At 26.7% G+C, this 21,170-nt stretch carries 20 protein-coding genes; 4 read left to right on the plus strand and 16 right to left on the minus strand.

The window, feature by feature from the left end; all coding sequences use genetic code 11:
* Positions 1-21: 21 nt before the first annotated feature.
* Complete coding sequence (locus tag CRU93_RS05820; RefSeq protein WP_129103247.1) at positions 22-588, minus strand: ankyrin repeat domain-containing protein; 567 nt, start codon at positions 586-588, stop codon at positions 22-24.
* Positions 589-722: 134 nt separating this feature from the next.
* On the opposite strand from CRU93_RS05820, the gene CRU93_RS05825 reads away from it, so the two are divergent.
* Entirely contained in the window at positions 723-1,370 is a 648-nt protein-coding gene (locus CRU93_RS05825) for a tRNA-uridine aminocarboxypropyltransferase (protein WP_258238847.1), read from the plus strand.
* Here CRU93_RS05825 and CRU93_RS05830 read toward each other — a convergent pair.
* From CRU93_RS05830 to CRU93_RS05870, 9 genes are all read right to left on the minus strand, one after another.
* Positions 1,356-1,943 carry a hypothetical protein gene (locus CRU93_RS05830; protein WP_129103248.1) on the minus strand — a complete coding sequence of 196 codons (588 nt, stop codon included), beginning with the start codon at positions 1,941-1,943 and terminating at the stop codon, positions 1,356-1,358. The genes CRU93_RS05825 and CRU93_RS05830 overlap by 15 nt on opposite strands.
* Before the next feature lie 51 nt (positions 1,944-1,994).
* On the minus strand, positions 1,995-3,143 hold the full coding sequence (locus CRU93_RS05835; protein ID WP_129103249.1) for a hypothetical protein: 1,149 nt from the start codon (positions 3,141-3,143) through the stop codon (positions 1,995-1,997).
* A 129-nt stretch (positions 3,144-3,272) separates the two neighbouring features.
* The gene (locus CRU93_RS05840; protein WP_164967624.1) at positions 3,273-4,079 is read right to left on the minus strand and encodes a MetQ/NlpA family ABC transporter substrate-binding protein; all 807 of its coding nucleotides are present in this window, start codon (positions 4,077-4,079) and stop codon (positions 3,273-3,275) included.
* 11 nt (positions 4,080-4,090) lie between these two features.
* Positions 4,091-4,729 (minus strand): methionine ABC transporter permease, encoded by a 639-nt coding sequence (locus CRU93_RS05845; protein WP_129103250.1) that lies wholly within the window; start codon positions 4,727-4,729, stop codon positions 4,091-4,093.
* Positions 4,730-5,686, minus strand: coding sequence for a methionine ABC transporter ATP-binding protein (locus CRU93_RS05850; RefSeq protein WP_129103251.1), 957 nt, complete (start codon positions 5,684-5,686; stop codon positions 4,730-4,732).
* Positions 5,687-5,827: 141 nt separating this feature from the next.
* Positions 5,828-7,063: an OFA family MFS transporter gene (locus CRU93_RS05855; protein WP_258238848.1), complete on the minus strand. Its 1,236-nt coding sequence runs from the start codon at positions 7,061-7,063 to the stop codon at positions 5,828-5,830.
* Positions 7,064-7,204: 141 nt separating this feature from the next.
* A complete protein-coding gene (gene sstT / locus CRU93_RS05860; protein ID WP_129103253.1) occupies positions 7,205-8,410 on the minus strand; it encodes a serine/threonine transporter SstT in 1,206 nt (401 codons plus the stop codon).
* 176 nt (positions 8,411-8,586) lie between these two features.
* Entirely contained in the window at positions 8,587-9,489 is a 903-nt protein-coding gene (locus CRU93_RS05865) for a class I SAM-dependent methyltransferase (RefSeq protein ID WP_129103254.1), read from the minus strand.
* 48 nt (positions 9,490-9,537) lie between these two features.
* Positions 9,538-10,455 (minus strand): sensor histidine kinase, encoded by a 918-nt coding sequence (locus CRU93_RS05870; RefSeq protein WP_164967625.1) that lies wholly within the window; start codon positions 10,453-10,455, stop codon positions 9,538-9,540.
* Positions 10,456-10,807: 352 nt separating this feature from the next.
* On the opposite strand from CRU93_RS05870, the gene CRU93_RS05875 reads away from it, so the two are divergent.
* From CRU93_RS05875 to CRU93_RS05885, 3 genes are all read left to right on the plus strand, one after another.
* A complete protein-coding gene (locus CRU93_RS05875) occupies positions 10,808-11,656 on the plus strand; it encodes a hypothetical protein (protein ID WP_129103256.1) in 849 nt (282 codons plus the stop codon).
* Positions 11,657-11,736: 80 nt separating this feature from the next.
* Positions 11,737-12,177, plus strand: a complete 441-nt coding sequence (locus CRU93_RS05880; protein ID WP_129103257.1) for a GNAT family N-acetyltransferase — start codon at positions 11,737-11,739, stop codon at positions 12,175-12,177.
* 75 nt (positions 12,178-12,252) lie between these two features.
* Positions 12,253-13,140, plus strand: coding sequence for a DUF4365 domain-containing protein (locus CRU93_RS05885; protein ID WP_164967626.1), 888 nt, complete (start codon positions 12,253-12,255; stop codon positions 13,138-13,140).
* A gap of 255 nt (positions 13,141-13,395) precedes the next feature.
* Here CRU93_RS05885 and CRU93_RS05890 read toward each other — a convergent pair whose 3' ends face one another.
* From CRU93_RS05890 to CRU93_RS05915, 6 genes are all read right to left on the minus strand, one after another.
* Positions 13,396-13,884, minus strand: a complete 489-nt coding sequence (locus tag CRU93_RS05890; RefSeq protein ID WP_129103259.1) for a transcription elongation factor GreA — start codon at positions 13,882-13,884, stop codon at positions 13,396-13,398.
* Between the two features lie 81 nt (positions 13,885-13,965).
* Positions 13,966-16,452, minus strand: a complete 2,487-nt coding sequence (gene torA, locus CRU93_RS05895) for a trimethylamine-N-oxide reductase TorA (RefSeq protein ID WP_129103260.1) — start codon at positions 16,450-16,452, stop codon at positions 13,966-13,968.
* Between the two features lies 1 nt (position 16,453).
* Positions 16,454-17,041: a cytochrome C gene (locus CRU93_RS05900; protein ID WP_129103261.1), complete on the minus strand. Its 588-nt coding sequence runs from the start codon at positions 17,039-17,041 to the stop codon at positions 16,454-16,456.
* A gap of 119 nt (positions 17,042-17,160) precedes the next feature.
* On the minus strand, positions 17,161-18,813 hold the full coding sequence (locus tag CRU93_RS05905; protein WP_128997537.1) for a HAMP domain-containing sensor histidine kinase: 1,653 nt from the start codon (positions 18,811-18,813) through the stop codon (positions 17,161-17,163).
* Positions 18,813-20,435, minus strand: coding sequence for an ABC transporter substrate-binding protein (locus CRU93_RS05910; protein WP_129103262.1), 1,623 nt, complete (start codon positions 20,433-20,435; stop codon positions 18,813-18,815). Before CRU93_RS05910 ends, CRU93_RS05905 begins: the two co-directional genes overlap by 1 nt.
* A complete protein-coding gene (locus CRU93_RS05915) occupies positions 20,428-21,105 on the minus strand; it encodes a response regulator transcription factor (RefSeq protein WP_129103263.1) in 678 nt (225 codons plus the stop codon). The genes CRU93_RS05910 and CRU93_RS05915 overlap by 8 nt, the downstream gene beginning before the upstream one ends.
* Positions 21,106-21,170 lie beyond the last annotated feature (65 nt).

Here is a 21,170-nt window from a genome sequence, read left to right on the forward strand (position 1 = left end):
TATTTATATATAGTGTTTATGTTATTTAGTTTCTAATTGTTCTAATCTTGTTAATATTTTATCTATTTTTAAATCTTTTGCTAAAGTGTATGCACTATTTCCTAAAATGTCAGATTGATAAATATCTGCTCCATTTTTTAGTAAATAATCAAAACACTGAACTCTATTGTAAAGTACAGAATAGATAAATGGTGTTGCATTTATACTATCTAAAAAATTAATATCCAAACCTGATGATTTTAAACTCTTAAGCATTTTTACATCATCATTATATACAGCATAATGAAGTGCAAAAAGTGTAGGAGTTACATATAAATTAATTCCTAGTTTAATTAGTTTTTTAACTGCAATACTATTTTTATGGTACATAGCCCAATAAAGAGCATTACGTCCCTTTTTATCTCTAATATTAATATTTGCACCTAATGAGATTAAAGCTTCAATATTTTCATTATTAGCAATGGATTCAAAAAGTACACACCAACCATCTTTATCCTGATAATTTACATCATGATTACTATGTAAAAGTTTTTTTATTGTTAAAGATTCACAAAATTCATCACTTGTTAAAAAAACATTTCGGCTCATAATCCTCTCCTTTTATTAATTATTACAATTCTAGCAAATCAAAACTTAAATTATATTGATAATCGTTATTAATATGATAGTAATTATAAGTTTTTTGATTTTTTTTATATTATAATTGCATCAAAGGATTATATTTGGAAGATTATTTAAATCAAAGAGATTTTTGTTATACATGTAACAGACCAGAAAGTTCATGTATGTGTAGTTATATCAATAGTTTTAATACAAATACAAAATTTGTAATACTAATGCATCCTAAAGAGCATAGAAAAACAAAAAATGGAACAGGCAAGCTTACTTCTTTACAACTTAAAAATAGTGAGATTTTTGTAGGTATTGATTTTACAAACCATAATATAATAAACAATTATATTAAAAATTTTGAATGTTTTGTTTTGTATCCACATAAAAATGCAATTGAATTAAATAAAACTTCTATAAAAAGCAATAAAAAACAAGTTTTATTTATCATTGATTCTACTTGGCCTTGCTCAAAAAGAATGTTAAAATTAAGTAAAAATCTTGATACTCTTCCTAAAGTTAGTTTTATTTCATCGAAAAAATCAAATTTCCAATTTAAAACTCAACCACAAGAATATTGTTTATCTACTATTGAATCTACTAAGATAATTCTTGAACTATTAAATAAACATAAAATTGAAAATATAAAAGAGTCTAAACTAAATAATTTTTTATTACCATTTGAAAAACTAGTTGAATACCAAGTTTTATGTAGCAAAAAGAAAAATATTAGATATAAACCACCTTTATTTAAATCTTAATATAAACTCTTTAATCTCTTCTTTCATTGTATTTCTGTATCCATTTAAAGAAGTAAATAAAAAGAAAACTGATTGAACCATAAAGAAATAAAATCCATTTGAATAACCAACAAATACATATAATAAATCTGCTAAGAAAAATAAAATAAAAGCATATGATCTTATTATATGACTTCTACTTGAAAGTAAAAAGTTTCCAATAATTGCCATAAAAGCTGCTGAACTATCAAGAAAAAGTACTTCAAAATGAATTGATGAAATTGATTTAAAATATAAAGACATTAATAATATTATAAAATAAACAATAGATATTGCTGTAACTATTTTAAAATCTCTTTTTGGTGAATTTGATTTTTTAATTATTCCTAAAAATGCTCCTGCATAAAAAAAACAAAGTTGAATCAGCATAGGAACTTTTCCCTCAAATAAAAAGAAAGCTAATAAAGATAAATTTGCACACAAAAAACTAATAAACGCAAAGTATAAAGGTCGTTGATTATCTTTTGTACTTAAAGACATCAAAAATGCGCCAAGTATAGAAAAAATTGCACCAAAAGCTTCAAGTATTAACATAAATTCTCCAAATTTTTGGCGTATTATAATCTAATTTATATTACTACTAGATTACATTGATGTTATATATTTTTCTTCTAGCTTTTTAGTTATAGCATTAATATTTTTTATAAGAAGTCTATCTTCAGGTTTTAATATTTTAACAATAAATTTTGTCTCTTTATTTGTAAAACCTTCAGGATCTTTTGTCTCTACTGTAACTTTATTATTTGTTAATGCAATTCTTTTTAACTTATGGTCACATTGTCTTGCATAATAAACAATTTCAAACTTTTTTTGATTTATTTTTTCTATTGATACAATTACTTTATTATCTTTAACTTTTTCTGTATAAGAAGGAACTAATTGTTTTAAATCTTTTGTATAAATAAAACCTATATATAATTTAGTAAAAACATCAAAATATAAAGATAGTTTATTTGATTTAAAAAAACTTAAATCAACTGCATGAGTTTTGTGTGATCTACTCTTTTGTAAAATCCATTCTAATGTTTGAAAATATGAGAATTTTTTATAATTTACACTAACTGCTTCAATATACTTTTTATCTTTATATGAAATCAAATCAGTCTTTGGATATTTTTTCAAAATTAGTTCTTTTAAAATTTGATCATCATCAAAATCTTTAGTTATCCAAATAGTACAATAATCAGGAAATCTACTAATTCCTGTAGAACCTTCAGTTAAAACAATCAATGCTTTAATATTAAAACTAGGGAAAAGTATCTTAAGTAACGCAGATTTTTTAAATAATCTCTTATTTAAATTTGCAGTTTTTTTTGATTTACTCATTTCCACAAAATATAAGCTGTCTTTAGTAAAAAAAAGTGCATCAAATTCACTTATATCTTTATAAACAGACTTATATACAACTTGTCCACCTTTATCAATTAATAAGCCATTTTTCTTAAAGATATTATTTTTATTTTGATGAGGACCTTTTAAAATAAATCTCTTTACTTCATCTTTATCTTTTACATATCTAAGTAAGTGTTCATATATGATATTTTCAAATATTTCACCTTTAAAACTATGATATTGTAAATCTTCTTTACACTCTTGCCTTAAATTACCATTATCATCATAAAGTTTTTTTAAATATTTATTATCAAAGTTATAATGAAAAAGATTTGTTCTGATATTTGTTAAGTCTAAGTTTTTTATTTCGTCTGTGATTTTAAATTCTTGCAATTGTTTCATTTTAGTATTATAAATACTGTTTTCCCTATTGTATTTTATAAGATTATATCTAAACGAAATGGTATTGTAAAGAAAAAGTGTTGAGAAATACTAAAAAGAGAACAAAAGTCCTCTTTTTAATGAGTAGAATTAGAATGCCTCTATAATAGCACCTTTATATTTTGTTCTAATAAATTTTTTGATTGCATCAGAGTTAATCGCTTTATCTAAAGCTTTAATATATGGTTTATTTTCATTGCCTTTTTTAACAGCAATTACATTTACATATGGAGAGTCTTTTGACTCAAGTGCCAATGCATCTTTTAATGGGTTAAGTTTTGCAAGTAATGCATAGTTAGTATTAATAACAGCTGCTGTTACTTCATCTAAAACTCTTGGTAATTGAGGAGCATCTAACTCTTTAATTTTTAAATTTTTAGGATTATCTAAAATATCTTTTGCAGTTTTTAGTTCTACATCTTTGAAAGTTAATAATCCCTCTTTTTGTAAAATATCAAGTGCTCTACTCTCATTTGTAGGGTCATTTGGCACAGCAATAGTATCACCATCTTTAATTTCATCTAAAGATTTAATTTTGTGAGAATATACACCCATTGGTTCTAAGTGTACTTTTGCAGTTGCTACTAAGTGAGTATTTTTATTTTTATTGAACTCTTCCATATAAGGAACATGTTGGAAGAAGTTTGCATCTAATTCACCCTCTTCTACTGCAATATTTGGTGTAACATAATCTGTAAACTCAACTATTTTTAGAGTATAACCTTCTTCTGCTAAGATTTTTTTCACTTCTTGTAAAATCTCTGCATGAGGAATTGGAGTTGCTCCAATTTTAATAACCTTCTTCTCCTGAGTTTTTGACTTGTCATTGTTATCAGAACAAGCACCTAAAAATAATGCAACAAGTGCAACTAAAACAACTTTAAAAATGTTTTTCATTTTTATCCTTTCTATTTTTTTGTAATTTTATATAAATAGTCACCAAGACTTTGGAAAATCTGTACTAATACAATTAAGATTAACACAGTATATAACATAACATCCGTTTGGAATCGATAATATCCATATTTTATAGCTATATCACCAAGACCTCCTCCACCAACTGCACCAGCCATTGCAGAGAAACCAATAACAGTAATCAAAGTCAAAGTTATTGCTGAAATAATACCAGGTAATGCTTCAACAAACATTATTTTAAATACAATTTGAAAATTACCTGCACCAAAAGATTTTGCTGCTTCAATAACACCAAAATCAACCTCTTTTAATGCACTTTCAATTAACCTAGCAACAAATGGTGCTGCACCAATTGTCAAAGGAACTATAGTTGCAGTCGTACCAATACTTTTACCAACTATCATTTTTGTAACAGGAAATAGTATTATTATTAAAATAATAAAAGGAAAAGATCTTAAAGTATTTATTACGACATCTAAAACTCTATATAATTTTACATTTGGAGTAAGCCCACCTTCTTGAGTCATTATTAGTATAATAGCTATAAAAAAGCCAATAATAACTGCTAAAAAAGTAGAAGCTAAACTCATATACAAAGTTTCCCATATTGCGGGAAGTAAAATATTACCCATTTATAGTATCTCCCAATTTATATCTTTTGTTTTTAAATAGTTACAAACCATCTCTTCTTGAGAATTTTGAATATTTATTACTATATTTCCAATTATATGAGTATTTATCTCTTCTAGTTTTCCCCATACAATATTGAAATCAATATTAAGTTCTCTAGCCATTGAAGTTACTAAAGATTGGTGAACTGTATCTTTTGGAAAATAAATTTTAATATTTACTCCTTCTTCAGGAACAACTTCATCTTCACCTAAAAAACGTTTCATCTTTTCATCAGGCTGCAAAAATAGATCTTCTGTTACATCAAGTCCAATAATATTTCCAAACTCTAAAAGAAGAGCTTTTTGGGCAATTTGTTTTACAACTTCCATCTCATGAGTTACTAAAATAATAGTAATATTTAACTCGTTATTTATCTTTTTTAATAAATTTAAAATTGATGTTGTTGTATTTGGATCAAGTGCAGAAGTAGCTTCATCACTTAGTAAGATATCTGGATCAAGTGTCAAAGCTCTTGCAATTGCAACTCTTTGTTTTTGACCTCCACTAAGCTCTTTAGGGTATGCTTTCACTTTATTTGAAAGTCCTACTAAATGTAATAAATCATCAACTTTTTTCTTTATTTGTGAATCACTATATCCCCAAATTTGCATTGGTAATGCAACATTTTCAAATACAGTTTTTCTTTGAAGTAAAGAGAAGTGTTGAAAAATCATACCTATTTTTTTTCTAAACTCATTTAGTTTTTTTTTCTTTAAGTCTTTAACTTCTTTTTTATTTACTAATAATGAGCCTTCTTGATACTCTTCAAGTCCATTTATACATCTTAATAAAGTAGATTTACCTGCACCACTATGCCCAACAATTGCAAAAATATCACCTTTTTCAATTGATAAATTAATATCATTTAAGACTTTTACATTGCCATAGTATTTATTCAGATTTTTAATTTCGACCAAAAGTAAACCTTATTATAATTTAAGTTGGTATAATATAAAAATAGTGCTAATAAACCCATTAAATGAAACTTTTTGATAAAAATTTTACTACTATTTTAAATAAAAAAGGATTCAATATAAATATATTAAATCCTTATTTTATCAATGATTCTTTTTTGTTAATCTTTTTATATTAACTAACATCAAAATAGATACCACAAGTGCTATGCAGAAAAATCCTGCAAAAACATATAGTGTTTGAGAATAGCTTCCAGTCATATCTTTTACATTTGATATAATCAAAGGACCAACTAAACCTGCTGCTGCCCATGCTGTAAGAATATATCCATGTATTGCACCAAGTTCTTTTGTACCAAATATATCTCCAATATAAGCAGGTATTGAAGCAAAACCACCACCATAACAACTCATAATAAAATATAATACAACTTGAAATACCAAAAGTTCTTTTATACTTGGTAAAGCATAAAATGCGATTATTTGAGTTGCAAAGAAAATTATATAAACAACTGGTCTAGTTAAAAAATCAGAAATACTAGCCCAAAAGATTCTTCCTGCACCATTAAATACACCCATCAATCCAACAGCTGCAGCTGCAGCTAATGCTGTCATTCCAGTTATCTCTTGAAGTAAAGGAGAAGCAACACCAATAATTGCAATTCCACATGTAATATTTATAAATAACATTATCCATAATCCATAAAACCTTGGTGTCTTTATGGCTTCATTTAATTTCATACTTGATAAATCTTTTTTTAGTTTTTTCTTTCCAGATTCAAGTTTTTTCTTAAATTTTTTAGGCATATATCCTTCAGGAGGTACTGCTAAATACATTGCAGATATTAACATCACTACAAAATATACAAACCCTAAAATAAAAAATGTATTTGCAATACCAACAGAGCTAATTAGTAATTTTATTGCAGGTCCTGAAATTGCAGAAGCAAAACCAAACCCCATAATTGCAAGTCCTGTTGCTAGTCCTCTTTTATCTGGAAACCATTTTACTAAAGTAGAAACTGGAGAAATATACCCTATTCCTAGTCCACAACCACCTAATACTCCATAAAAAAAGTATAATAGCATTTTTGATTCCATCATAATTGCAAGTCCAGAACCACCTGTTCCAATTCCAAAAGCAAATGCAGCAAGAGTTGCAGAAACTCTTGGACCATTTTTTTCTACAAATTTCCCCATAAGTGCAGCAGATAATCCCAAAAAGAATATTGCAATACTAAATGCAATAGTAACATCAGTTAAGTCCCATTTCATCTGAGATTGAATGGGTTTTACATATACACTCCATGCATAAACAGAACCTATGCAAATATGTACTCCAACAGCAGATAAAGCCATAAGCCAACGATTTTTTTCCATTAATTTCCCCATATGTAATTATTAAAATGGGATTTTATCATAAGATATATAAAAAGGTTTTTTTAAGGAATTTTAAATTTTAAATTTGATTAGTGATTAAGAATAATTCCATACCCCAAAAGGGGTTATGGAATAATGTATTTACTCTTTAGAAGCACAACTTGCAGTAAAGATTACATCAGTTGAAGAGTTTAGTGCAGTTTCTAGTGAATCTTGAACAACACCAATTACAAAACCAATTGCAACTACTTGTAATGCAACATCATTTGAAATACCAAATAATGAACAAGCTAATGGAATTAAAAGTAAAGAACCACCAGCAACACCAGATGCTCCACAAGCTGCAAGTGCAGAAACAATACTTAATAAAAGTGCTGTTGGTAAATCAATAGTCATTCCTAAAGTATGTACAGCAGCAAGTGTTAAAATAGTAATAGTAACAGCAGCACCTGCCATATTTGTAGTTGCACCTAAAGGAATAGAAACAGAATATGTATTTTCATCTAATTTTAATTTTTTACAAAGGTTCATATTAACTGGAATATTTGCAGCACTACTTCTTGTAAAAAATGCTGTAACAGCACTCTCTTTAATACAAGTAAAAATTAAAGGGAAAGGATTTGATTTTGTTTTTATAAAAACGATAATAGGATTAATAATAAATGCGATAAAAAGCATAGTTCCAACTAATAAAAGTAATATTTTACCATAACTAAGTAATGCATTAAAACCAGTTTTAGCAAATGTATTTGCAACTAGCCCAAAAATACCAAACGGAGCTAATCTAATAATAAATTGAACAATTTTTGTAATTCCAGTTGAGATATCATGAAACACATTTTTTGTATCTTCATTACTATAGTGCATGGCTACACCAATTGCTATAGCCCAAACTAAAATTCCTATAAAATTTCCACTTTGTAGTGCATTCACTGGATTATCAACCATTTTAAATAAAACAGTTTTTAATACTTCAATAACACTATCTGGAGGAGTTGTTGCAACACTTGCAGCATCAGGTAAAACTAAACCAATTGGAAATATAAAACTTGCAATAACTGCAGTTAAAGCAGCTAAAAAAGTACCAACTAAATATAAAACAATAATAGGTTTAATTTTTGTTTGAACACCCATCTCTTTTGTTGCAATTGCAGTAGAAACCAAAATAAATACTAAAATAGGTGCAATTGCTTTTAATGCACCAACAAAAAGTGTACCTAAAATAGACACAGCATTTGCAAAATCTTTAGAGATATATCCTGCTAATACACCTAATACAATTCCAATTAGAATTTGTAAAACCAAATTTCCGTTAAAAAACTTATAAGCTAAACTATCTTTACGCATAATATTCCTATTCTGTTTATATAAATAATTTTTAAATTTATATAAATGATTTTTTCAAGATGCGAAGTATAACAAATTTTTATTTTAACTTTAGAATTTTTACAACTTTTTGTGATTTTTATACAATTTTTAACAAAGAATAACAACAAAATGACTTTTTTCAAGAGATTAGTTTATTATTTTTTTATAAAAATCATATTTTTTAAACTTCTTTCATTATCACTTGAAGGAAAATTTTCTAAGTTATCTAACCTTTTTATATATTCAAAATCCTTTGCATATTTTTCAAACATATTTATAATAAATGAAGTGTCAAGTTCTGGAGCATTAAGTGCACTTAACACAATACACTGATTATTTGCCAAATCATTAAGCCTTTTTATGATTTTTTCATAATCTTTTGTAGCTGCAAAACTTCCTTTTTGAAATGAGGGAGGATCAATAATAATTAAATCATAAGGACCTAATTTTTTTATTTTATTCCAAGATTTTAAAATATTATGAGGTAAAAATTTCACTTTTTTAGTATCTAAGTTATTTATAAGATGATTCTGTCTTCCAATTGAGAGTGCATTTTTTGCCATATCAATATTTACAACTTCTTTTGCACCTCCTGCAATAGCACAAACACTAAATGAGCAAGTATAAGAAAAAAGATTTAGTACTTTTTTATCTTTTGCATTTTCATACACAAACTCTCTTCCTAATTTCATATCTGCAAAAAAACCAATATTTTTATTAGAAAAATTTAATTGATATTTTAAACCATTTTCAATTGCAAAATATTCTGAGTTAAGCTCACCTTCTAAAACAATATTTTTATTTTCGTATCTTTTTTGAAGAACTAATAATTTAAAATCATACTCTTTATAAAGCTTTTTTAAAAATGCAATAAGTTCTTCTTCACAACTATTTTCTTGCTTTTCAAATATAGTAGCAAATAGTACCTCATCAATAGAATCAATTGTCAAAAAATTATAAAACCCATAGAAATTACCTCTTCCATGAAATACTCGTTTAAACTCTTCTGTTCTATTTTCTAAATTTTGATTAACAACTTTTTTTAATAATTCTATCAATTTTGTATCCCAAGTTTTTTTGTAATATTATCAAATTATACTTAAGCATTACTCTTCATTTAGTATTATTTCAAAAATAGCACCATTACTAATATTTTTTACACTTAAAAAACCTTTCATATTTTTCTCTATAATTGTTTTACACATATAAAGTCCAATTCCAGTACCTAAACTTTGATGTTTTGTACTAATATAAGGTTCAAATATTTTTTCAATTGGTTCTATTTTTATTCCACCAGCATTATCTGATATTGTTATAACTACTTGATTATTTTTTTTAAACACTGATATATTAATTTTTGGATTAGCAATTTCATTTGAAATAAAAGCATCATTACAATTATTAAGTAAATTAAGGATTACTTGTGAAAATTCATTTTTATAATTTATAATCTCTATATTTTCATCTATATTTTTTATAATCTCAATTTGATTTTTTTTATAAGTTACTTTTACTAAACTTAAAGTCGTTTCTATTGCACTTGATATATAAAACTTCTCTTTGTTTTTATTTGGCTTAAAAAAATTTCTAAAATCATCAATCGTTTTAGACATAAAATCAATTTGATTTTGAGATTCATGTATTTTTGTTATTAATTTATCTTTTGTGAGCTTGTTTTTCTCATCTAACAACTCCAAAAGAACTAAATTACTTGAAACAACAGTCAATGGTTGTCTCCATTGATGGGCAATATTCATTATCATTTCACCCATACTTGCAAGTTTACTTTGTTGGCTTAATAACTCATTTGCTCTTATAACTTCTTCTTGTTTTTTTACTCTTTGCTCTACTTCTTTTGAAACTTGTACTTGTAAATTCTCATTTAGATTTTTTAATTTGCCTTTACTTTTTTGTAAAAGTTTATTTGAGTCTTCCAATCTATCAATTAATATCTTATTTGTCTCAAAATTTGATATTTCTAGAATTTTAATATAGTTAATATTACTAGTTCTAATTTGTGCCAAAAAGTACAAGTTGTTGAACTTGTTTTTACAACTCATATTTTCATCAATTTTTTATAAACATTACTCCTCTTAATATATTTAACATTTTGCAGGTTTATTACGATATCACCTTAATATACATACTATTATCGTCTAAATATCCACATTAAACATACATAAAAAGCATATCATAAACTTAAAAATCATCTCAATTTTCAATGTTTTTTATAATAATATCTGCAAAAACACCTTATTTAAGATGTTTGTAGGCATTTTGATATACGACATATTTTGTGTATGTTATTTATTGATTTTCAGGGTGTTTTATATATAATGTATGTTTAATAAATAGTTCAAGGAAGGATATGTATACATGGTAGAAATTTTTGAGTTTTTTAATCAAGGCTGGGTTGGCTCACTGATAGGTGTAATTGGCATCATTCTTGGTATTGTTGGTATCTTTTCTTACAGAATTTCTAAGAGCATTGCTAAGCCTTCGTATCAAAAATCCTCCTTTAGACTGATTGGAAGAGATGAAGATAATCTTCCTAAAGATGTAAAGGTGACCTATAAGGGTAATGAGGTAGATAGGCTTACAAAAACAACATTGACTATTTGGAATAATGGTACCGAAACACTGGATGGTAGCGATGTAGTTGAATCTGATCCTTTATTCATATCTTTTAAGGCTAATGACAAGATATTGAGTTACAAAATTCTTAAGAAAACGAAAGATGCTAACGCATTCGTTTTAAACAACTGTGACAATGCAACTAACAAACTACGTTTTAAATTTGAATACTTAGACCCCAACGATGGGGTTGTTATTGAGTTGCTCCATGATAGTGAAGAAAGGTATCCAGAATTTAGTGGAACAATTAAAGGATTGCCTTCCGGTTTTGTTGATCAAGGCAGAGTTCTTCAGAAAAAACGAAATAATTTGAAAGACCCATTAAAAGTATTATTAGATAGACCAAAAGTTGTTTTTGTGACTGCTCTTGTATTCGGATTAGCCATGACTGTCTTTGGCCTTTTACCGCAAGAAGCCCGGGATTTCATTGTTGGATTTCTGTCTGAAAGCTCAACTCAAAAATCGATTGAACAACAACCAATATTTTTTGTGGTTCTTGGCGTGCTTTACACTTCAATGCCTGCTTTTATGCTTTGGGCACGTCGAAAGAAGTACCCGAAACAGTTGGACGTTACAGAAATTGAACCCTAACAAACCACTGCACGCGGAAATTTTACTCGCTGCGCTCATAAAATTCCGGTGAGTGGGGCGTTATATTTAAAGAAGGAACCATGAATATTCAAAAAGTTACAAAAGAAAATTATCAGGAATTAATCAATGTCTGGGAAGCTTCTGTTAGAGCAACGCATAATTTTTTACCAGAGGGAAAAATTGCAGAGTTAAAACTTCTGATTTTGGAACAGTATTTTGATGCTGTTGATTTGCATTGTTTTAAAGATAGTAACGATAAAATATTAGCATTTATTGGTGTTGCTGATTCGAATATTGAAATGTTATTTGTAGATCCAGATTATATCGGTCAAAAAATCGGTCGAAAGTTAACTGAATACGCCATTGAGAATCTTGGCACATTAAAAGTTGATGTAAACGAACAAAATCCTGATGCAATTGGATTTTATCAGCGAATGGGATTTGTTCAATCAGGTCGCTCCGTACTTGATGGACAAGGTAACCCTTTTCCTTTAATACACATGAAATTAAAGAAAATATAACAAATCAGGGGAGCTAATAAATTACCCTGCGGGCAATTCATTGGCTCATTTATACATCATGAAGAGGTATATAGTTTGAAAAGACCACAAGCACATGTAAATGAAGATAAATCTGAAGACATTTTAAAAAAATACATTCCTGTTGAATGGATTATGCGAAAAATACCTAAAGACTACGGCATTGACTACGAAATCGAAATAGTAGAAAATGAAGAAGTGACTGGAAAAGGAATTTGGATACAGCTCAAAAGTGTTGAAAACCCAATAGAAGTAAAAAGCAAAGAAATTATAATAAATAGTGAGTCTTCTTCTATTAAATATATTTCTTACCAAAGCCCAGTAAATCTTTTAAAATATTCGCTTTCATGTGACTTCCCACTGATTCTAGCAGTAGTAGATTTAACAAATGAATTGATTTACTGGATACCGTTACAAGACGAAATCACAATGAATCTTGAAGATAAAAAGCCAACATGGAGAGATCAAGATACTGTTGTAATTCATATTCCATATAGAAATAATTTAGTAGATGATCAAGAATTAAATGGACTTAAGTGGTATAGTCTAGAGCCAGCGCGTATGAGGGCATTTGCTATCATTCAAACCTACTATCACGAGCTTCAATATAGTACAAGATTTAGTGGCTATGAAATAGATGACGGCTATATCGATTATGAGGAAGAGTTATTAAAGAGTGCGAAAATGGCAAAAAAATTTTTAACTCTTACACTAGAGCAAGATTCCTTGTTTGGTCACAAAGGAATTGACATTTATATTGAACTTACAAAACCAATGATTCTTGATGGCATAGATGCCTGTACACGAATTATAGATACAATAAACACTCATACAACAACATGGGCAGAAACACCTCTCTTGATCGGCAAAGTTTCTCATGCTGTAAATCTACTGTCAACATGTATTTCAATGTATCAAAATTTTCGTAAAGATTTTTTACTTTAGTAAAATGTCTAACAAATCAGTTGAGCCGATAAATTACCCTGCGGGAAATTTATCGGCTCATTTTAAACGTTAGATTACTAAAACTCTAATTTTTGGAACAAAATTAGCAAACCTCACTTATTAGCTTTTATAACCTTGATTTAGAGATTTAATTTGTTCCAAAAATTGTTAAAAAAGTAGAATATATAGATTCTCTAAAACTCTTAAGACTTTTAGTATTTTAAATTCTATCAGACTGATACAAAATTTCTAACACTAGTCCAATGTAGTAAAATCATACTTTTTTATATCTATAATTTCATACTCAAATAGTTTATCATTTATAAAAAGTTCAATTTCATCATCAATTGATTTTCCAAGAAGTTTACGTCCTAAAGGTGATTTATTTGAAATAAAATTTTCTTTTGGATTTGTTTCATATGTTCCAACAATAATAAACTCTTTTTGCTCTTCTAATTCTAAATCAAATAGAGTTACTCTACTTCCAAAATTAACTTTATTATGTGGAATTTCATCTATATTTATAACTTTACTATTTTTTATTATTTTGTCTAAAAACCTTAATCTTTTATCAATATTTCGTATTTGTTCTTTTGCACTTATATATTCAGCATTTTCACTTCTATCGCCAAATTGTGCAGCTATTTCTTTTTCTTTGACCCAATATGGTTTTTTAACTTTTAAGAGATGATTAAACTCATCAACAATTTTTCTAAAACCATATTCTGTAATTAATTCTTTCATAATAAGATTATAACAAGTTTGAGTAAAATTAAATTGATATATAAAGTTTAGATAAAAGAGAAAACTCTTTTATCTAATATTTTAGCTAGGTTGTTTAAAGATAGTTAAATCTGGAGCTTTTTTTGTATATTTTTCAATATTAACTAATGCAGTATTTGAACTATTACCATTTGCTAGTTTTGAAGATGGAATATCTTTTGTCAAAATATTTACAGAACCATTTATACATAAACTATTTTTTTCTGCTTTATTTAAAGGATTATACCAAGCACCTTCTTGAACTCTAACAACTCCTTTTTTTAAGTTATTAGTTACAATTGCACCAGCTAAAATTTCACCTCTTTTATTAAAAACTCTTACTACATCGCCATTTTTAATACCTTTTGCTTTTGCATCTTCTGTATTAATCCATATTGGCTCTCTATTTGATATTGCATATTTATCTCTTAATGAAGTATTATTTAATTGAGAATGAAGTCTATGTCTAGGATGAGGAGAGATTAAAGCAAATTCTGCTTTTTTATTTTTCATTCCTAACCACTCACTAGGTTCAAACCAAGTAGGATGTGCTTTACAATCATCATAATTCATTTTTTCAATTGTTTTTGAATATATCTCAATTTTACCAGATGGAGTTCCAAGTGGATTTAAGATAGGATCTTCTCTAAAATCAGAATATCTTACAAATTGTGTATTTTCAAATGGTGCTTCAAAAGTTATAGGTTTATTTGCTTTCCAAAAATCTTTAAATGTAGGAATTTTCAAATTCATTTTTACTGACTGCTCATAAGCTTGATTATAGAACTCTTCTATCCATTGAATATCTGTTTTATTTTGAGTATATTTTTTGAATACACCAAACTCTTTTGCTAAATCACTAAAAATTTGATAATCATCTTTTGCTTCAAATTGTTTTTTAACTGCTTGTTTCATAGGAACTATATTTAAATTTGAATAATCCCCTGTCATTGTAATATCATTTCTTTCATAACTTGTAGTTGTAGGCATAACAATATCCGCCATTCTTGCAGTTGGTGTCCAATAAAGTTCATTTACTACAATTGTTCTTGGTTTTTTCCAAGCTTTTATTAAAGTATTTATATCTTGATGATGTGAAAAAGGATTTCCTCCAACCCAATAAATAAAATCAATTTCAGGGTAAGTTACTTGCTTACCATTAAAATCCAATTTTTTCCCAGGATTTAATAATGCATCAGCTATTCTAGCCACAGGGAATGCATATTTTGCTGCATTCTCTAACCAAGATGAACCACCTGTATATTTTTTTGAAACTTCTATATTTGAAGTCATTCCTCCAATAATTGCGCTTTTTGTTGTAGGAACTCCACCATTTGAATAGTGATAAGATAATCCAAATCCACCTCCTGGAAGTCCAATTTGACCTATTACACTAGCTAGAGTTACTAACATCCAATGAGGTTGTTCTCCATGATGAGCTCTTTGCATTCCCCATCCAGACATAAACATAGTTCTATTATCATAAAATAAATTTGCTAACTCTTTTATAGTTTTTTCATCAATACCACAAATTTTAGAAGCCCAAGCTGCATCTTTTACAATTTTGTCTTCTTTTCCATATAGATAATCTTTAAATTTATCAAACCCTTCTGTATATTCACTTAAAAAAGATTCATCATATTTTTTAGCTTCAAGTAAAGTATGAACCATACCCATCATCATTGAAACATCTGTATTAGGATTTGGAGCAATCCATTGTGCATTTAAATATTCGCAAGTTTCTGTTTTATATGGATCAATACAAATTATTTTTTTACCTGATTTTTTTAATTTTTCAAAATATTTAAATCCATTTTCATCTGTTGAACTCCATGCAATTTTCAACGTTGTTAATGGATTTGCTCCCCATATAACTACAACTTTTGAATGTTCTAACACAACAGGCCATGAAGTTTGCTGTTCATAAACTTCTATTGTTCCAAGTACATGAGGCATAATAACTTGAGATGCACCAGTAGAATAATCACCAACTGTTCCAACAAATCCACCAGTTGCTGTCATAAACCTATGAAGAAGAACTCTTGAGTTATGCATATTTCCACTACTTTTCCATCCATAACTACCTGCAAAAACTCCTTTTGTACCTTTTTCTTTTCTTGTTTTTTTAAGCTCTTTTGCTATTAATTTTATTGCTTTTTCATATGGAACTCTTACCCATTCATCATTACCTCTTAATTCAGGTTTTGGACTATCTGGGTTATCTAAATATGATTTTCTTACCATTGGGTATTTTACTCTATCTTTAGCATACACTAAATCATCTGTATAATGTTGTAAAGAGTTTTTAATATTAGATGTTTTTTGATAAGGTTCAGATTTTATTATCTTTCCATCTTTTAATGTTAATTTTAACATACCCCAGTGAGCTGCTGTTAAAACTTCACCATTTTTAACTAAACTTGTTGAAAATGTCGATATTGTACCAGCTAATAATTGACCTCTTTTTGAAACACTATCAATAAAAGGAACAGCAGTAAATAATGCCGCTAATTTTATAAAACCTCTTCTTTGTTGATTTATTTTTTTCATGTTATTCACCTTTCATATCTTTTGCATGTTTTTGTAAATATTGTGTTACTAAGTATCTATCCATTTTAGGAATTGCTGTTCTATCAACCATTGCTTTAAACATACTAGGCCATTGATTTGCAGTAAATTCTCTTACTGGATGTGCAGGATGACAAATTGCACAATTATTTTTAAATAACTCTTGTGCTTTTGAATATAAAGAGTCTAAATCTTTAGTAAGGTTATTATCTTTTGTATAAGCAGTTAAAACTACTTTTGACCACTTTACACCATCTAATGCTTTTTCAGTAGATATTTTTTTAATATCAAATTTTGCACTTTTACTAAGTCCAGCAACTAATATTCTTTTTTCTTTAACAAAATATATAGCATTAGGAACACCCTCTTTTACGTATCCTTTAATTTGAACTTTAATTTTACCATTACTCTTTTCTAGCACATTTACTTTTGATGTAGGAAGAAGTCTCCCTTTAACAGAATCACCTTTTGAGTTTACATACAGATTTTTTACTGTACTTGTGTACATAGTCTCATTTGCAAATAATGATATGCTAAAAAATAGCACCATTAAAAATACATTTTTTTTCATGTGTCTCCTTTTCTTATCTATATAAATTATAGAAAAAATAAGAGTGAAAATAATTGAAAAATTGTGGCAAAAAAATGTAAATTTATATTTTTTTTAATTTTTATAGTAAATATAATATTTTATCTAACTTTTATAGTAAATAAAGCTCCATCTTTAATATTTTTAACATTTACATATCCTTGCATATTATTTTCAATAATCATTTTTGTCATATAAAGTCCAATTCCTGTTCCTTTTTTGGCATGTTTAGTTGTAAAATATGGCTGAAAGATAACATTAATATCTTCTAATTTGATTCCTTGTGCATTATCTGAAATTTTAAGAATTGTAAATTTTTTCCCAACTTTTATACTTATTGTTATTGTGGGATTTTTTATGCGTCTTGATATTAAAACATCTTTTGCATTTGAAATAATATTTAATATTGCATGTGAGAATTCACTTGAATATCCATTTATAATATTATCTTCTTGAACATCAAAAATTAATTTTATATTATTATTGCTCAAAGAAGCATTTATAATAAAAAGTGCTTTTTTACAAGCTTGCAAAACAGAAAAATTTTCTTTTTCTTTGCTAGGCTTAAAGAAGTTTTGAAAATCACTAATTGTATCTGACATATGTTGAGTAATTTGATTACAAGTATTTATGCTTTCAAGAAGATGTTCTTTTTCTAATATACTATATTTACTTATAGTTTCTAACTCCATTAAAACCGCATTTATTTCACCTATTGGTTGTCTCCATTGATGTGCAATATTACCTATCATTTCTCCCATTGCTGCAAGTTTTGATTGTTGCATCATCAATTTTTCTTGATTTGTTCTTTGAATTATCTCTTCTTTGATTTTATTTTCCAAATCCCCAATCATTTCATTCATAACATTTTTTAAAACATTAAGTTCGTTTGATTTTGCTTCTTTGTTTAGTTTATTACCAAAGTGACCTTGTTTTAGATGATCTAGTGCAGATGTTGCTTCTTTTATTAACTTATAATCATCATTTAAATTTTCTTTAATTACTTTTACTTTTTTATTTATTGCCTTTGACATTAAACCAAGTTCATCATTACTTTTAATATCAATATGCAACTCACCTTTATATGCTGTTGGATTTTTTAAATAATCAAAAAATTTTCTTAAACCACCTTCAACATTTTCAATTTGTTTTACAATTTTCATTAAAATCAAAATATCAAGAATAAAACCAATAATACCAATAAATAAAACACCTAAAACTATATAATAATTATTTAAATCAATATCTTTTTCTAGGTTTGCTAATTTCTCTTCTGAATTATGTAGTTTTTGTCTTTGTAATTGTTTTAACTTATTAATTAATAAATAAAAACTTTCTCTTTCGATAGTTGAAGTATTCATAAATGCACCTTCATCAAAACCATCCAATGAATATCTTCTTGTTCTTATTACTTGTTTTTTATAATTTTCCCAAACTTTCCTATCAATTAAAGAGTTATTTGCAAAATTTTTATCCAATCTATTTAATATTGGCATTATTTTTTCATCAAACTTTTTCTTAAAATCATCATTTGGAGAAATCACTAAAGACAAAGTAATTTCTCTTAATGTAAATAAATCTTCAATATATAAAGTTTGTATATCTTGCGTTTGCTTAAAGTTAGTAACTACATTTTTAGAGCTTTCAAAACTATTTTTATTTATTTTTAAAGAAAGCCAACCTAAAAAAATCAATGATATAAATGCAATAAAACCTAAAATCAAAAACTTTTGACGTATTTTTAAATTATTCACTACTTAATCCTTTTAGGATATAAATAATTAAGCCTATTTTTTTTAAGTTTCCCTTTTCTAATAGACCAATGATAAGGAGTAATTTTGGCATTCCATAAAGGGAAAAGTGCCATTTTTGATGGTTTGTAAATAACTTCTTTATTTAATGCAATTACAATATTAGGAGAAGGAAGTACTAAAGTATAAGCTTTTTTATAACTATATAATAATATTTTATTTACTTCTTTTTGAAATTTTGGTGTATTTGTATCAAGAGCAAATAATTTATAAAACTCACGTACCAAATAATCATCTTTATCTACTGAACTCCAGTTTGCTTTAGTATATAATGTAAAAAAAGCAGTCCAGGGATGACCATTCCAATCATCATTACCCCAAATTAACAAATCCCAATCATAAGCATTTTTTCTATCATTAAAAAGTTTTTCTAGTACAACTTTTTCATCGCTTGTTACAAAATAATCTAATTTCACACCATATTTAGATAACTGATACTCAATTCCTTTCCAAACAAACATAAATCTATCTTGAGTAATAACTTTTAGTTCTAATCCATTTAAAATTTCATGTAATTGTTTTTGGGTGAATCTTGATTTTCTATTTAAATATTTTTTTGATAATTCTTTTGCAAAATAAGTATTTGAAGAGAGTAAAAATGGAGATTCTTTTGCTTCATTTTTAAATGCAAATTTAATTAAATTCTTCTGATTTAAAGCATCATTCAATGCTTGTCTAACTTTTATGTCTTTAAGCTTTGAATTTTTTTTTATTAAATTCATATGTACAGTAAGATTACTGTGAGAAGATGAAATTAAAAGTTTTGCATATTTTGAATTTACTATTTCAGTTTTTTTATTGAAAGGAATATAAGCAATATCAAGTTCACCTTCTTTTTTACTAATTTTATCTATTACTTCTTTTGTTGTAAGTTCAGTATAAATAGTTATTGTTTCAATATACGGTTTATTCTTTTCAAAATAATAAGAATTTGCTTTTAAAACTATTTTTTTACTTTGTTTCAATCCAGAAGCATATCCAGAAGCTAAAATATAAGGTCCTGCCCCATAAAGTCCAGGTCCTTTAGTATTTTGTGCAGCTAAACTAGGAGTCCAATTATATTTTTCATAATATTGTTTTGTATAAAAATTCACTACACATAAATCATTCAAAAGCATACCATATGGCTCTTTTAAATGTATTCTTATTTTATAATCATTTAATTTTTCTACATAATCTAACGCATTATGAATATTACTATATAAAAAAGGCCCTTTCATAAAATGTTTAAAATTATACACAACAGAATCAGCATCAAATTTTGAACCATCTTGATACCTAACATCTTTTCTCAACCAAAAATCATAAGTAAGGTCATCAATTTTTTTGTGCTTATAAGCTAAGTAATACTCCCACCCTTTTTTTGACTCACTTAATCGTACTAAAGTACCATTAATTAAACTAATAATATTAAAATATGCAAGTGTTGGCATATAAACTTTTAGATGACTTCCTTTAACTCTTTTATTAATGGCAATTTTGTTTGATTGATCATATTTATAAGTTATTGAATCATTTGAAAATAATAAAACACTAAATAAAAAAATAAGTAAATATTTACGCAACTTTATAACCTATCCCCGATAGATTTACAATAAAATCTTTTGGTAGTTTTTTTCTTAAATTACGTATTAAAGATCTCAATGCATTATCTGTCATAACACTATCTTGCCAAACTACATTTTGTAACTCTTCATATGAAGTTATATTATTTATATTTTTAAATAATAATTCCAAGAATAAAATCTCTTTTTTTGTTAATGAAATCAACTCTTTATTGTGAAGTAGAATTTTTTGATTCCAATCATATTCATATCCATCTGGCAATTTTTTATATGTAATTTTTTTATTTAAAGTTGTATTTAAACAATACTCTAAAGTATCAATAAGTTTTTCTAAAGATAATGGTTTTATTAGATATTTTTCAATATGCATTTCAACCAAAGATAATAAGTATTTTTCTGTAGTATATGCTGTTTGAACTATAATGCAAACATTTTTATTAGATTTTCTTACTTCTTTTATAAATTCAACTCCATTCATATCTGGCATATGTAAATCAGTAATAATTAAATCAGGGATAAAACTTTTTAACTGTTCTAATGCATCACAACCATTTGATGCTTCCTTTACATCTGAAACTATATACCTCAAAGAGGAAACTATCTTTTCTCTTATAATATCTTCATCTTCTACAAATAAAATATTTAGATCTTTTAAAGTAACTTCTGACATATAATTTCTTTCCTTAAATAAATTATTACAATATACTAATACAAAGATATAAAACTAAATATTAC

Source organism: Arcobacter sp. CECT 8985, assembly GCF_004116495.1.
In the GTDB taxonomy this organism is placed as follows: Bacteria; Campylobacterota; Campylobacteria; order Campylobacterales; family Arcobacteraceae; genus Malaciobacter.